Source organism: Enterococcus sp. DIV0691 (genome assembly GCF_051711145.1).
GTDB lineage: Bacteria > Bacillota > Bacilli > Lactobacillales > Enterococcaceae > Enterococcus_B > Enterococcus_B hirae.
This window is the reverse complement of sequence record NZ_JBIOLY010000001.1, coordinates 209,186-224,916: the sequence shown is the minus strand read 5'-3', so window position 1 is coordinate 224,916 and position 15,731 is coordinate 209,186. Positions and strand designations below refer to the sequence as shown.

General features: G+C 35.6%; 7 protein-coding genes. 3 read left to right on the top strand and 4 right to left on the bottom strand.

Features of this window, described 5'->3' with window-relative positions:
* Positions 1–153: 153 nt before the first annotated feature.
* Positions 154–1,590 carry a helix-turn-helix domain-containing protein gene (locus IGJ11_RS01060; RefSeq protein ID WP_223603461.1) on the top strand — a complete coding sequence of 479 codons (1,437 nt, stop codon included), beginning with the start codon at positions 154–156 and terminating at the stop codon, positions 1,588–1,590.
* Positions 1,591–1,792: 202 nt separating this feature from the next.
* Here IGJ11_RS01060 and IGJ11_RS01055 read toward each other — a convergent pair whose 3' ends face one another.
* Positions 1,793–2,011 carry a hypothetical protein gene (locus IGJ11_RS01055; RefSeq protein WP_010720317.1) on the bottom strand — a complete coding sequence of 73 codons (219 nt, stop codon included), beginning with the start codon at positions 2,009–2,011 and terminating at the stop codon, positions 1,793–1,795.
* Between the two features lie 565 nt (positions 2,012–2,576).
* Positions 2,577–5,624 (bottom strand): immunoglobulin-like domain-containing protein, encoded by a 3,048-nt coding sequence (locus IGJ11_RS01050; protein WP_438772243.1) that lies wholly within the window; start codon positions 5,622–5,624, stop codon positions 2,577–2,579.
* A gap of 348 nt (positions 5,625–5,972) precedes the next feature.
* Between IGJ11_RS01050 and IGJ11_RS01045 the strand changes: the two genes are divergently transcribed.
* Both IGJ11_RS01045 and IGJ11_RS01040 read left to right on the top strand, forming a co-directional pair.
* Positions 5,973–9,830 carry a putative mucin/carbohydrate-binding domain-containing protein gene (locus IGJ11_RS01045; RefSeq protein WP_016249923.1) on the top strand — a complete coding sequence of 1,286 codons (3,858 nt, stop codon included), beginning with the start codon at positions 5,973–5,975 and terminating at the stop codon, positions 9,828–9,830.
* A gap of 328 nt (positions 9,831–10,158) precedes the next feature.
* The gene (locus IGJ11_RS01040) at positions 10,159–11,172 is read left to right on the top strand and encodes an acyltransferase family protein (RefSeq protein WP_010736869.1); all 1,014 of its coding nucleotides are present in this window, start codon (positions 10,159–10,161) and stop codon (positions 11,170–11,172) included.
* 132 nt (positions 11,173–11,304) lie between these two features.
* Here the strand turns inward: IGJ11_RS01040 and IGJ11_RS01035 are convergent, their stop codons facing one another.
* Both IGJ11_RS01035 and queA read right to left on the bottom strand, forming a co-directional pair.
* The gene (locus IGJ11_RS01035; protein ID WP_207431827.1) at positions 11,305–13,941 is read right to left on the bottom strand and encodes a cation-translocating P-type ATPase; all 2,637 of its coding nucleotides are present in this window, start codon (positions 13,939–13,941) and stop codon (positions 11,305–11,307) included.
* 745 nt (positions 13,942–14,686) lie between these two features.
* Positions 14,687–15,718, bottom strand: coding sequence for a tRNA preQ1(34) S-adenosylmethionine ribosyltransferase-isomerase QueA (gene queA / locus IGJ11_RS01030; RefSeq protein ID WP_010736867.1), 1,032 nt, complete (start codon positions 15,716–15,718; stop codon positions 14,687–14,689).
* Positions 15,719–15,731: the final 13 nt, after the last annotated feature.

Below are 15,731 nucleotides of genomic sequence, written 5' to 3'. Positions count from 1 at the left end.
TTGCTTATAGAATAACTATAGTTACCTTTATTTATATTGGTTCCCCCAAAATTTAACGAACAAAAAATGGATGTTTTGCGTTATAAAGTGATATTTACCAAGCGAAGGAAACTTCAAATGGAAGAGAATCAAATCTGTTTAGGAGAATTTAAAATGATTGAAGATTATATAGAAAAAGACATTATTAGAAAAGTAAAGTTAGTTGAATTTTTATTTGAATTAAAAGAACTGAACGTAAGCGAAACTGCAGAAAGATTGGGTGTGACATTCAACACAATCAAAGCGGATTTCCAAAAATTAGTCATTCGACTCGAAGATGATATCGACTATTATAAAATGACTAGTAGTCATCTACTGATATTTTTCAAACCATCTATTAGGCGCTATGATCTCATCAAACAAATTTACCAAGATTCTAATTTTTTAAGAGTTTGTTCCCGATATATCATGGGAGAAAATGATTATTTAACACTTGTGGATGAAGAGTTTTTATCTGTGACAAAAGTATTCAAAATAAAAAAAGATGTAGAGAACTATTTTGCAGAAGCACTCACCCCACTTACGAAGGAACCCGAAGAATCGCATGAGTTACAGTATCGCTTTTTGATCCTTTCAGTTTGGATGCGGTGTGACTATTTAGATACACAAATTGATCCCATAACAATGGAAAAAGCTGAAAAATATGCAGACAAACTACTTCATATCCTGTCTAATCGTTTAAATAAAACTCAATATACTTTCTTCAAATCCGCCATCTATCTTTCATTGGAACGGCGAAAAAGCAATCCAATTGTCTTTCCAAACGACACTATGAACATTTTTAAAGATGGTATCATTTTCAATATGTTTAGAGAGATTTTCATACAAATCGAGGAACCTTTAACAGATGAAGAGATAGCCTATCTAGCCCTTATTTACCGTACACTTCCTTACAATTCACCAAATTATTTCATGATCGAGATCGATTATCATTATGTAAGAAATCGCTTGATCACCAAGTTTAAAGAAATCGATTTATTGATCGAAATGTTTGAAAAAGAATTTGGTGTGAATTTATTTGGCAATATTTTGTTTGAAGTCCCCCTCTTTAACCTGCTATACACGTGTGCTTTGAACGTTGGTAATTTCTTAGTTACCAAACATATTTTCTTAAGTGCAGAGCAACTAGATTTATTAAATAAAGTCAAGTTTATTTTAAATAAATGGATTGAAGAACTTGATACTCCTATTCATCATATTCCTTATTTTCATCTGCAAGAATTTTGTCAGTTGACCTTTTTCATCTTGACCCATGGGAACCAATCAAAAATAGGTGTGGTCATCGTAGCAGAAAGTGAAACTTCGCATATCGTATTTCGGAATTCATTAGAAAAGAAAATGTCTACAAGTGATTTATTGATTGACACTACCCTTTATTATTCCATGGACGATGTGCCTAAATATATCAAAAAAACCGGTCATCTAATTATTTGTGAGCGAACGCTTTTGAATAAGGAAACCTTTAACACCGAGAATATTTTCCCAATCTCATTGAATTCCATCTCTAAGGATATCAATAAGATTGCGACACGTATCATGAACTTTGATTGATCTTCACTTGATACTGAAAAGAATTAGCAAGCAAGATCCAATTTGCTTGCTAATTCTTTTTTCTTTTCTATCACTAATAAAAAAGCTAGTTCAGTACCAATGATTTCACTCTGTTTGTTCGAATAAGCAATATTTCTTTTTTCCACTCAGTAAACTAGTTTGAACAAACTAAGAGCAAGGATGGGACAAAGATTATTTCTCTTCAAATCGCTACTATATAATCTTTATAATCTTTTGCTAATTCTTCTTCTGGCTCTTCGATGATATATCCTTGTTCCTTCAGCACTTTCTTAGTAACAACATAGTGTTTGACACCTGCTTCTACAATAACGACATTCGTTAAAATATTACTAATCTTCCCTGTAGCTAATTCCCCAGAGACAGCACAGGCCGAAACAGTGATTCCACGTTCTAATTTCATGATCATTTCTCCTAACTTCCTAAAATTACTTACTGTTATCATTATAAAAATTTACTTCTGCTCATTTTACAATTATTTTGGTAAAAATTTCTTCTAAGTTACTAAAAATGAAAAACATTCGTTCAAAGACCTTAAAGAATACTTTTTGCAATGAACTAGCAGAAAAAGAGAGCCGCTTTCCTCTTTTCTTAATTTATATTTTAGCAAAACATACAGATAACATTTTTTTATCTATTTCACCTCAGCCTATTTTTTTATCAATAAAATTAACTATCCATTCTTTTTCATTTTTAAACATACTGCTATATTCATACTAAAAACTTAAATGAATCTAGTTGAAAGATAGGATAGAAATAATACATTTCTTTAGCTTCCTTCGGTCAATGACTCTATTTAGTTGCACAAAGTATTAATTTTAACTATTTCTTCCTTTTTTTTAGAACAGCCTCAATAATTGAAAAAAAATCAAAGTCAGTTGGAATTTTTTACTTTTATATCAAAAAGACGAACTTTAACAAAAAAACGCTCAAAGCGTTCTCTATGCTTTGAGCGTCTTTCATACCTTTTATTTAACAGGTACATTTACAGAAACAAGTTGTTTTCCATCGAAACTTAGACTTTCAATTGTAAAACTATTTGCTGAAGCTGGAATTTTATTACCAATATAAACTTCAAATTGGTTGCCTTCTTTTAATTTAAAGCCTGGTTTGTATTCCTTATTATCAACAGTTAATTTGATAGAACGGATATCTCCTTTGTAAGTCCCTGTTAGATACTCTGAATTACGTGTATATTCATTTGGAACTAATTCTGGTTGGGAAACTGAAACTTCTTGACTTACTAAGACATTTCCAGATTTATCTAGACCTTCTAATTTTATAGATTTTGAATCAGCCGTGATTTTATTACCAATATAAACTTCAAATTGGTTTTCACCAGTGATTTTAAAACCAGGATTGCTTTCTTGTCCATCTACTACTAATTTGAATTTCTTAATGCCGTCACCGTTGAATGTACCTCTCATATATTCATCGCCACGGACATATTCATTGATACTTAAAGTTGGGGATTGCACAGTGATTTCTTTTGAAGTCAATTGTTGTCCTGATTTATCTAATCCAATCAGCGTAAATGTCGTTATTCCTACTGGTACTTTGTTACCAATATATACTTCAAATTTATTACCTTCAGTGATTTTAAATCCTGGGTAATTTTCTTGTCCATTAACTACTAATTTGAATTTTTTAATTGCTTGACCTGTGAACGTCCCTGTTACATACTCATTGCCAGCTAGGTATTCATTTGGTTGTAACTCAGGATTTTGTACATTCACATCTTGAGAAACAATTTCTTGACCTGTTTTATCTATTCCCACTACTTTAATAGAATTAACATTTGCTGGTACTTTATTACCAACGTAAATCTCAAATTTACCGTCAGTTAATTTGAATCCTGGGAAGCTTTCTTGTCCATTAATAATCAATTTGAATTTTTTAACGCCTTCCCCTGCAACAGTACCTGTTAAGTATTCATTACCACGAATGTACTCATTAATTGTCAATTGCGGTGCTTCTACTGTTACATTTTGTTCGACAATTGTTTTACCGGCTTTATCTAATGCTTCAAGCTTAATAACTTTTGAACTTCCAGTAATTTTACTTCCGATATAAACTTCAAATTTACCATTTTCTAATTTAAAGCCTGGTTCATATACTTTACCATCAACAGTTAGTCGGAATTTATTAATGCTGTTGCCTTGGTAAGAGCCTGTCATGTATTCACTACCTAAAACAAATTTATCGACAGACAATGATGGTGCTTGAACTTGTACTGTTTGAGAAGCAACTTGTGTGCCTGCTGGGTTAAATGCTTTTAATGTAAACTCAGTTGTTCCTTCTGGGACACGATTTCCTACATATACTTCAAGTTTTCCATTTTTTAATTTAAAACCAGGTTCATAGGTTTGTCCATTGACAATCAATTGGAATTTTTTGATGTTCCCAGTAATTGTACCCGTTACATATTGATCTCCTAATGTATATGGATTAAGTGTTAATGTTTGTTTCGATTTTTCTTCAAGTGCTTCTTGTGCTTTTTGGATTTTGGCTAATAATTCTGTTTTTGTTTCGCTTGCTTTTAAAGCATCCACTTTTGCTTTGGCTGCATTGATTTGCTCTTGCGTATTTTCTGGTTTTGGTGTATCTCCATTGAATAACGCATTTACTGCTTCTGTGGCTGCTTGTACTTTCGCAGCTTCTTCAGTTGCTTCATCCAATGCTTGTTGTGCAGCAGTGATTTTTGCTAGTAAAGCTGTTTTTACTGTCTCATTTGTTAATGCATCTACTTTTGCTTTGGCTGCGTTAATTTGTTCTTGTGTATTTTCTGGTTTTGGTGTATCACCATTAAATAACGCATTTACTGCTTCTGTGGCTGCATTTTCTTTTTCTACTTCTGCATTTAAAGCATTTTGAGCTGTCGTAATTTTTGCTAATAAAGCTGTTTTTGCATCACTATTTGCTAATGCATCCACTTTAGCTTTAGCTGCATCAATTTGTTCTTGTGTATTTTCTGGTTTTGGTGTATCTCCATTGAATAACGCATTTACTGCTTCTGTGGCTGCTTGTACTTGTATTTCGTCTAAAGCATTCTGAGCTTTTGCAACCTTTGCAAGCAAGTCTTCTTTTGCTTGACTATATGGCAGAGCATTTACTAATGCTTTGGCAGCGTTAACCTGTTCACTTGTATTATTAGGTTTAGGTACTTGATTATCATTGAATAAGTTATTCACTGCTACCGTAGCTTTATTTATTTGATCTACTTCAGCGGATGCTTTATCTAGAAACGGTGTAAGGAAATTAGCCCAGTATGCTGAGATATAGCTACTACTAATATCTCTTGGAATATAATTATTCATTTCTTGACGAACATTATCAATTCTACTTTGAGTAACACCTGGAGCTAAGACACCACTCGTTGAATAAATTGAGTCAAGCAATGTACTGATTCTGTTTCTACTTGTGATTGCACTTTGTGGGACATCGGTGAATTTACGATAGTTACTTGTATTCCAACGAGCAATATCTCCCTTACCAGTAGCCACATTAATAGAAAAATTAGTTGATGTTCCTTCAGCTTGGAATGTCACTTGAACATTTATTGTATTTGAATATTGCGAAGTAGAAAACTTCACATTTTTCCCTTGAACATTAACCTTTATGTCATTCGCTGTTAATGTGGAACTAGGTTGTTTGAAGATTGAAAAAGTAATTTGAAAAGTAGCTCCTCGCACAGTATTTGGTAGTGTCCCAGAATAATTATTCGTCGGTGTTGATGGTAATACTTCTCCAATATTCCAATCAAAATTGGAAGGATTCACTGTTTTTCTTTCTGTAGCTGTTAGATTTTGTTTTTGAGTCAACGTGTTCTCGTTTGAAATAGCCTCCGAATTTTTTGTATTTTTTTCAGCAGTAGTTGCTGTTTGATTTTTTTCTGCTGCATAAACCAATGAGGTTCCTGCACTAGCTGCACTTGAAACAAGCACTAAGCCTGCAGCTGACGCAGCAAGTAGTTGTTTTCTAAGTTTTTTGCTTTTTGATAGATTTTTCTTTCCCATTTTACATTAAAACCTCCTATTAAATTGTCAATAAATTTTTATTGATAGACAAATTATAGGCGACCTCCAAAAAAAAATTTTTCACGTTTTTTCAATTTCAAGAATACTTATGTTAAAAAATAAAAATCTCCAATCGAATAAACGTCTATCCTTTTTCCAATAAAAAATGATTGCTCTCCTAAAGTTATCCACATCAAATATTGTTATATCAATGTCTTAACCTATTTCTAGCAAAATAAATTTCTTCTATCTTTTTTGAAATATAAAAAAAAATTATCTGAGCCACTAATAATATGCTTAGGTCCTAAACAGAAATCTTTATTTGGATAGGAGAAAGGATGAAATACAATGAAAAAGAAAATAATTGTTACTTCAGCTACTGGTATCATGCTATTTTCAAATTTACTTTTACCAAGTGCCCAAGTACTAGCTACCCAAGAAAATCTCTCATCAACTAATACTCAAGTTATTCCTAAAGCCTCAACGCAAAGTTTTACATTAAAAGGCTACGATAATACAACTTTTGCTCAAATCAGTGTTGCTAACAGTAACCTTCACTTGCAAACCTTCGCTGTTCAACCACATTGGGGCTTCTATGGAGATACTTACGCAAGTTTACAAATTAAGCGTGGAACACAAGACGTCTACAAAAAAAGCTTTGTCGGCAACCAAAAATTGACAGCTGAACAAAAAGATATTCCTTTGCAGGATGGAGATATCGTAACAATCACTCATCGTGAAGCGAATGATACTCGTTTTGCTGTCAATGACCCATCATTAAAAGGTAATACTTCTGGCGATTACACTTATGTCGTTAAAAATGGCAAATTAAGCAATATTACTTTACAACTAGCAGAAGCGACAAAAGCAGTCAATGATTTATTCAATGGCGACACACCTAAACTGGGCATCACCCAAGAACAAGCAGATGCAGCAGCGGCTAAACTTAACGCACTACCAAATTACCTGCCCCAACTTGGTCAATTATGGAATAAGCTAGAAAAAGCTTACAATGCTATCAGTGTCCATGCTGAGACACAAGGTTTCACCCTAAAAGGTTACTATGATCGAACATTTGCTCAAATTAGTGTAGTGAATAGTACTCTTCACTTACAAACAATGGCCGTTGAACCACACTCAAGATTTTATAGTGATATTTACGCAAGTTTACAAGTTAAACGTAGAACACAAGTGGTTTATCAAAAGGACTTTGTCGGCAATCAAAAATTGACAGCTGAACAAAAAGATATTCCTTTGCAGGATGGAGATATCGTAACGATCACTCATCGTGAAGCGAATGATACTCGTTTTGTTGCTACAGATCCTTCTTTAAAGGGCAATACTGCAGGCAATTATACCTATTTTGTTAAAAATGGCAAATTAGAAAACATCACTTTGCAACTGGCAGAAGCAACGAAAGCTGTCAACGAGTTGTTCAATGGCGACACACCTAAACTGGGCATTACCCAAGAGCAAGCAGATGCAGCAGCAGCTAAACTTAATGCACTACCGGATTATCTAACTCAACGCGATCAGTTATGGAATAAGCTGGAAAAGGCCTACAATGCCATCAGTGTTCAAGCTGAAACACAAGGATTTACCTTAAAAGGTTATGATAATACAACCTTTGCTCAAATCAGTGTTGCTAGAAGTAACCTCCACTTACAAACCCTCGCTGTCCAACCACATTGGGGCTTCTATGGAGATACTTACGCAAGTTTACAAATTAAACGTGGGACACAAGTGGTTTATCAAAAAAACTTTGTCGGCAACCAAAAATTGACAGCCGAACAAAAAGATATTCCTTTACAAAATGGGGATATCGTAACGATCACACATCGTGAAGCGAATGATACTCGTTTTGTTGCTACAGATCCTTCTTTAAAGGGCAATACTGCCGGCAATTACACCTATCTTGTTAAAAATGGCAAATTAGAAAACCTCACTTCGCAACTGGCAGAAGCGACGAAAGCCGTCAATGATTTATTCGATGGCGAAACACCTAAAGCTGAAAATACACAAGAACAATTAAACACAGCTTTAGAAAAAATCAATGCTTTACCTAACGGATTAGCTGAACGAACAGCTTTACAAAAAAAATATGACCAAGCTTATCTTGCATTAAAAACCTATAAAAAAACGATGTTCACCACAGCATATCCAGGAAATACTGCTGCTGCAGGAATTTTAATGGGGAAAGATCATGATCGTCAAGATTTAGGTATCCAATTAACAAAAGGTGCAAAAATTACCATTAGACAAACGAATCCAAAATTCACTTCAAAAATGACGTTGCGTTTATTAACCAATAATTCAAGTACTGAATCTGCTATTGATTTCACAACAAACAATGTCACACTAACTGCTAAAGCTTTAGCAGTACCATTTGTTTATACGCCATATAATCAAGAAAATGGGGAAAAACCACAATTAGAATTTACTGTAGAAGGACAAAAAATCCTATTACCAGTCTTTAGTAAAAATGGGGATATCGAAGCATTTAAAGATACTTGGAATCAAACAAAAGGTTATGGATTGATCAAAGGAAAGAGATTTCAAACTTTCTTACCTGAACAAAATCGCAATCAAGCTTTAAAAGTGGACCTCAACCGTCTAATTGATAAATATGATAATGATATTATCGGATCCTATAATGAATTATTAGGTTTATCTGACAATGACCCAAATCCATTGAACCGTTCTTCAGAACGTAGATATTTCTATAAAGCAGATGCTTCAGGTGCGGGTGCTCTTTATTATGGTGGCCTTTGGGCAGCACAAACTAGTACGTCTGGCGACGCTTGGTTAGGCGATGGTTGGGGAGTGCTTCATGAAACTGGTCACGGCTATCAAGGAAGCTTTATGAACAAAGGAATGGATGTCGGTGAAGTTTGGAATAATCTATATGGTGTAATTTATAATTACAAACACATGGGTAAAACTGCTGCCGATAAAAATTCTTGGCTTTATGATTATGGACACAAACAATCCATTGAAAATGCATTAAAGAATACAATCAATAGTGCTGATCCAAAATTCAATAGTCAAGATTTACGTAAAAAATTAGTCATTCTTTCAAACATCGTTGATAAAGCAGGAAATGAAGGCTTTACAAATTTCTATACAAACTACCGAAAATTTGCTAGTCAGTCAGGATTCAATGCCAATAACTATCCATTACCAGATTTGATCACAACTGAAATGGGTGCACCGAAGAAAGTGGACTTTTCTGCTGTCTTAAACGCTTGGGGCTTATCAGTATCAGAAAAAGCGAAAAAAGCAGCCGCAGATAATGGCTACCAACAAGTGGCTCATTTGGCACAAGTGGTTCCTGATAATCGATTAGATGCAGCGATTCAACAATTGACACAAAATAATCGTCTAAGTTCCGTTTTATCTTTAGTTACAAATGAAGAATTAAAACCATTGAATCTAACAAGCAACGTTACATTGAAGTTTAAAGATGGCAACTTGTTCGAAGGTATGAAATTGCGTATTTTAGATGGAAACAAACTTTATAAAGAAATTACTTTAGGTAGCGATCCAGTTACGATCAACAACATGCCAAATGGTGTATACTCTCTTGAATTGGGAACAGACACTGGTTATATCCAAAAACCATATCTTTTTGTGAAAGACAATGGTACAGTAACTATTTCATTAAATAACTATCTCAAAGAAGCCACAGAAGCTGTTGACCACTTATTCCAAGACAATGATCATTCGAAAATCAAGACAAATCTGATGCAAAAAGATATTGATCAAGCCAAGAAAAAAGTAACGGCTTTACCAAACAGTAGCCAAAAAGATAACTTATTGACACGATTAAATAATGCTTTTGATCAATTGCAAGAGTTTACTTTCAAAGGATTAGGAAACTTCCATTTTGCTTCCTTTGACGTAGCAAATGGCGTAGCAACCGTACGTACAATAGCTGGTACTCCGCATAGTTACTTCAATGATCGCTATGCAAGTATCACTATTTCACGTAATAATGAAACGCTCTATCAAAAAGAATACATTGGAGATCGTCATTATGATGCTAAAACGGATACGATCAATTTGAAGGAGGGCGACACAGTTACTGTGACACACCGAGAAGCAAATGCAACTCGTTTAGCCATCAATCATGAGAACTTGAAACACAATACAAGAGGAACATACCATTACGATGTACGTAACGGACAATTAGTTCTAAGAAAGTAAAAAATGTTATTAAAAATTCTATACTAACTATTTAACTGAAGCTGGAGCAACGATTGCGGCTCTTTGTCAATCATGAAGAGACTGGGACAAAACTTGTCTCAGTCTCTTCTAGTATTTCTAAATACGAATAAACGGTGAGATAAAACTAGTATCTTCGGAAAATTTGAGGAGCACCAAGCAGGTAACAATCAACATCAAAAACTAGTGTTTGTATTTCTTGTCAATTTTCGGAAATTCTTTCTTATTTCTTGATACTGAACAATTTTGTCTCAACCTCAAATTATAGAGTCACTATTGCCCCAGCCACTTTATTAAGGATGATTATTTTATGAAACGATCACGCAATCAAAAAATTGATCACTTGAGAGCATTAGCAATTTTGTGTATCATTCTTGCTCATACAGGATTACAAGGAATCCTGTTCAATTTGCGTTGTTTTGATGTGCCATTAATGGCCTTTTGTTTAGCTATTTCTTATTACTATAGCAGCAAGAATCTCTCCTATATTTCCTATGTCAAAAAAAGATTCACTCGTTTAATGGTTCCAACTTATATATTTCTGGCGTTATTATTTACATCACTTTTTTTCATTGCTCAGATTACCGATACTCCTTATCAATTTAATATTTTTTATATTTTGCACGCTTTTTTCATGGATACAGGTTATGGTTATGCTTGGATTATGCGAACGTTTTTTCTTGTATCTTTACTCATGCCCTTCCTGTATAAATTGAGCAAAAAATATCAGCACTTTGTGGAAATACTTGGTATTTTCACTTTATTATTAATCCTCCAAATCTTTTTAGTTTATTTGATTCCTTATGTTCCAAGCTCATGGCAAATCCTTTATACTCAACTCGTTCCTTTAGCTTTTGGCTATTGTCCGATTGCTTTACTAGGATTACTTGTTTTTCAATTAGACCGAAAAAAACTATTACACTTATCAATTGTTATCTTATGTTACTTAAGCATTAGTTTCTATCTCTACGGACTCCATGGATTAACTTACTTTAAATACCCACCACAGTTGCCTTTTATTTTATATGGCTGTTTCTGTGGCTGTTTCTTATGGTATATGTTAGCTAAATATGAAGGGAATTTCTTCGCCCCTATCAGTAATTATCTTTCTCTTCATTCACAAGAACTTTATTTTATTCATATTTTCTATATTTATATTTATGAGTTTTATTTACCAAAGGAAGGAAGTCTGTTAAACAATTGGTTCTTTAATTTTATCTATTTACTTTCTATGTCATTACTTACGTTGTTTTTGATCAATCAAGGCAAAAAGAAAGTAAAACAAATTAAGAACAAAACACGCCAAGTAGAATGTGACGAGTAACCGCAGAAGCAGGAAAGAGAAATCTCTCGCATCAACTTTCCCTACTGAAAGTCAGCTGTTTAAACGTCTTTTAGCCATTTTTTACATGCGAAAGAGCTTGGGCTGTTCGTTTTTGTCCCAAGCTCTTTTGATTTATTCTTCTTCTGCTTCAGGCAATTGATGAAATTTGATCAACTCATTCACAGCCACAGGTACGACTGATAAAAAGCCTACTAACAACCAATGGTTTAAGCTAATATGCACTAAGCCAAATAGTTCTTGGGTAAACGGTAATAGGGCAATGACCGTAGTGATGACTAATGAAAGTACTGCCATTTCCAATAATGATTTATTCGTTGCTAAGTTCACTTTGAAAATTGACTGACTGCTACGCACATTGAATACATGGAGGATTGACGAGTATGCTAACACTAAAAAGGCAACTGTCTGTCCAACTTCTTGTCCTGCATCGACCCAAGGGCTAATAGTATCGACATAGCTTCCCAAATAATAACCAAACAAAGTCACGATCGTAAATATAGTCGCATTGATCGCAATTTTTTGTAGTAATCCTCGAGCAAAAATCCCTTCATTCTTAGGAATCGGTGCTTCGTCCATGATCCCTTTTTCTGCTGGTTCACGCCCCAAAGCAAATCCAGGCAACCCATCAGCAACCACGTTGACAAACAACAATTGAACTGCTGTAAACGGTGCTCCCCAGCCCACTAGCATCGCAATCAACACAATAAAAATTTCTGAGACATTACAACTCAACAAAAAGTTGATTGCTTTACGAATGTTTTGATAGACGGAACGTCCTTGACTAACCGCATCGACGATCGTTGCAAAGTTGTCATCGGTCAAGATCATATCTGATGCACTCTGTGCCACGTCAGTTCCAGTGATTCCCATTGCACACCCTACGTCACTTGCCTTCAAGGCGGGTGCATCGTTGACGCCATCTCCAGTCATAGCAACTACGGCACCAGTTCGTTGCCATGATTTAACGATCCGGATCTTGTCTTCCGGCGTAACACGAGCATAGACAGAAAGGTCTTTGACACGTTCGTCTAATTCATCATCAGATAGTGCTTGTAGTTCTGAGCCCGACAGTGCTTCGGCTGGATTCGATAAAATCCCTAATTCTTTGGCTATGGCACTAGCCGTAACAACATGATCTCCTGTGATCATCACTGTTTTGATTCCTGCTTTTTTCGCTCGTTTGATTGCTCCTTTACTTTCAGGACGAGGCGGATCAATCATGCCGATCAAACCAATCAAACGTAAATCTTTTTCTAATGCTTCTGACGTGATTTCTTGCGGTTCTTCTTCATAGGTAGCATAACCTACCGCAATGACCCTTAAAGCTTTTTTCCCAAAACTGTCATTGACGATCGTGGCCTGTTCAATGTCTCCTGAAGTAAAACGCGAAGCTAGGACGTCAAAAGCGCCTTTTGTAATTGAAATATATTTTTCACCCATTTGATGAACCGTTGTCATCATCTTACGGTCTGAATCAAAGGGTAGTTCTGCCACTCTCGGGTACTTTTCTTCTAATTCCTCTTTTGTGTGATAATTTTCTTCAACCGCTCGTACGATCGCGGCTTCTGTAGGGTTTCCTTTGACAATCAATTCATCATTTTCTTTTTCGACCGTCACATCGGTACAAAGAGCAGCCATCTTCAAGATTTCCATCGCACTGTTGGTCATTGAGTCCTCTACATCAGTCACTTCATCTTCTTTGCTCCAAACTCGGCGGACACGCATTTTATTTTGTGTCAGCGTTCCCGTTTTATCTGAACAAATCACATTGGCTGTTCCTAAAGTCTCAACTGCGGGGAGCTGACGAATAATGGCATGTTTCTTCGCCATTTTTTGGACACCATATGCTAAAGTCAATGTAACGATAACTGTCAATGTTTCTGGCACCGCAGCGACGGCTAAAGAAATGGATGTCATAAACATTTCCAGTAAGGGTTCTCCTTGGAGTTCACCAATAATAAACACTAACGCTGCAGCAGCTAATGCGATAAAACTGATGCGTTTACCTAGTTGATTCAATCGAATTTGTAATGGTGTTTTTTGAGCAGTGTTGTCATTTAATAGTCCAGCGATCTTACCCATCTCGGTTTTCATCCCGATAGCGGTCACAATCGCTTTCCCACGACCAGCTGCGACTGTACACCCTTTAAACACCATATTGATTTGATCACCTAAGGCATCATCTTCTTGACTCACATAATCTGCATCTTTTTCGACCGCTTCACTTTCACCAGTCAGTGCCGATTCCTCTACTCTTAATTGCGAGGTTTCAACTAATCGAGCATCCGCCGCAATGGCTGAGCCAGATTCCAAGACCAGAACATCTCCCACAACTAGGTGTTCAGCATCCACTTTTTCAACTTTGCCATCTCGGATGACTGTGGCAGTTTGCTTGTTCATATCCTGAAGAGATTCCAACGCTTTTTCGGCATTTCCTTCTTGTACGATAGCTAATACTGAATTAATGATTACGATCGCAATGATCAACAGTCCTTCAAATAAATCCCCATGTTCGGTGGCAAAGGCAGTATAAAAAGAAATGACTGCTGCTACAAGTAAAATAATCGTAGTAAAATCAGATAAACTTCGTAAAAACTTTTTTGCCAATGACTCTTTAGGCGCTTCCTCAAATTTGTTTTTCCCTTGTTCTTGACTTCTTTTTTCTGCTTCTTGGGTCGTTAACCCCTGTTCAATTGTTGTTTTTGTTTCACTCTCCACTTCTTTCACTGTTTTCTTAAAATCATCCATCCTATTCCTCCTTTATTTTAAGCACACAAAAAAGGTACTTATTTTACTATACCATTGTTAAATTGCCTTATTCAACTATACCGCTTGTTGCTTCTCTAAAATAAGCATATCTCGTGAGCTTCTTTTTTGCAACCGCTAACAAAGTGTGCTATATTATAAGTGTAAGGAAGGAGGATACCATCAAATAAACAAAAGAATTTCTCGATAGATTAGTATAAGCAAACAAAGTTGTTAAAAGGTACAGGTTTCACCAATGAGGTCATGTGAAGTATAATCTTTTACAAATAGTGAATGCGTATGAGGCGTTAGATCATGCAGTATCTAAACCAGAAGTAACATGATACGTAAAAAAGAAGAACATGAATATCTGAAAACTGAATAGAATCAAGAGATGTTTCAACTGTTGAAGATGTAACAAAAACAAGATTTTTTGTTTATCAAGAAGAAATTCAACACGGTACTTTGCATGGGTCATGGAAAGTTACACTTATTTTGTTTATTTGATTCCTTCCGCATACGAAGAGCTGGGCTTATCGAGAGCCTAGCTTTTTTGTCGCCTGAGTTTATTTATCTTCTGCAAGAAACGAATCCATGTCTCCTACACTTTTTAATTCCAACTAAAACAAAGAATAGAAAAAAATCAGTCAAAGAACCCATTTTTCTAGTTGAGGATTCTTTGACTGATAATTTATAATGGGCAATTGCTGCCATTTTGTTTAATCGTATTGAAACAGCTTTTTTATCTTTATTTGACAAACATTGCATCGCCGAAACTAAAGAAGCGATAACGTTCATCAATAGCATGTTGGTAAGCTGCTAATGTTAATTCTCGTCCAGCAAAGGCACTCACTAACATGACTAACGTTGATTTTGGTAAATGGAAGTTTGTTGAAAAGGCCTCTACTACTTTAAATTGATAACCTGGTGTGATGAAAATATCTGTCCAACCACTATCTGCTTTGATTTCACCATCAAATTTAGTTCCAATCGTTTCAAGTGTACGGATCGAAGTCGTTCCTACGGCGATGATCTTGCCACCATTTTGACGGACTTGATTTAAGCGACTTGCTGCTTCTTCTGTTAGACGATAAAATTCACTGTGCATATGGTGTTCTTCAATCTTGTCCACACTGACCGGCCGGAATGTTCCTAACCCTACGTGAAGTGTCAAATAAACGAGTTCTACCCCTTTTGCTTCGATTTCTGCTAACAATTCTTTGGTAAAATGTAATCCAGCTGTAGGAGCTGCTGCTGACCCGTTTTCTTTTGCATAAACAGTTTGGTAACGATCTGGATCCTCTAAACGTTCTTTGATATAAGGAGGTAAAGGCATTTCGCCCAATGATTCCAACGTTTCAAGAAAAATACCTTCGTATTCAAATTCAATGATTCTTCCGCCATGTTCTAATTCTTCTTTGACAACTGCTTGTAAGCGACCATCACCAAATGTAATTCGTGTACCTACCTTCGCACGTTTTGCCGGTTTGATCAACGTTTCCCAAGTATCTCCTTCTGTATTTGTCAAAAGTAATACTTCGAGGTGTGCACCTGTTTCAGTTTTTTCACCATATAAACGAGCTGGCAACACACGTGTATTATTCATCACTAGCGCATCTCCTGGATGCAATTCTTCTAGGATGTCATGGAAATGTTTATCCGACATTTCCCCAGTTGTACGATCTAAAACTAGTAACCGAGAATGGTCACGGTCTTTTAGTGGTGTTTGAGCGATCAACTCTTCTGGTAAATCAAAGTCAAAATCTTCTGTTGTTAACATATCGTCACTCACT

What these genes read in the sequence shown, in the direction of transcription:
- IGJ11_RS01060 (WP_223603461.1), top strand. Translation starts at nt 154, where the DNA reads ATGATTGAAGATTATATAGAAAAAGACATTATTAGAAAAGTAAAGTTA.
- IGJ11_RS01055 (WP_010720317.1), bottom strand. Translation starts at nt 2,011, where the DNA reads ATGAAATTAGAACGTGGAATCACTGTTTCGGCCTGTGCTGTCTCTGGG.
- IGJ11_RS01050 (WP_438772243.1), bottom strand. Translation starts at nt 5,624, where the DNA reads ATGGGAAAGAAAAATCTATCAAAAAGCAAAAAACTTAGAAAACAACTA.
- IGJ11_RS01045 (WP_016249923.1), top strand. Translation starts at nt 5,973, where the DNA reads ATGAAAAAGAAAATAATTGTTACTTCAGCTACTGGTATCATGCTATTT.
- IGJ11_RS01040 (WP_010736869.1), top strand. Translation starts at nt 10,159, where the DNA reads ATGAAACGATCACGCAATCAAAAAATTGATCACTTGAGAGCATTAGCA.
- IGJ11_RS01035 (WP_207431827.1), bottom strand. Translation starts at nt 13,941, where the DNA reads ATGGATGATTTTAAGAAAACAGTGAAAGAAGTGGAGAGTGAAACAAAA.
- queA (WP_010736867.1), bottom strand. Translation starts at nt 15,718, where the DNA reads ATGTTAACAACAGAAGATTTTGACTTTGATTTACCAGAAGAGTTGATC.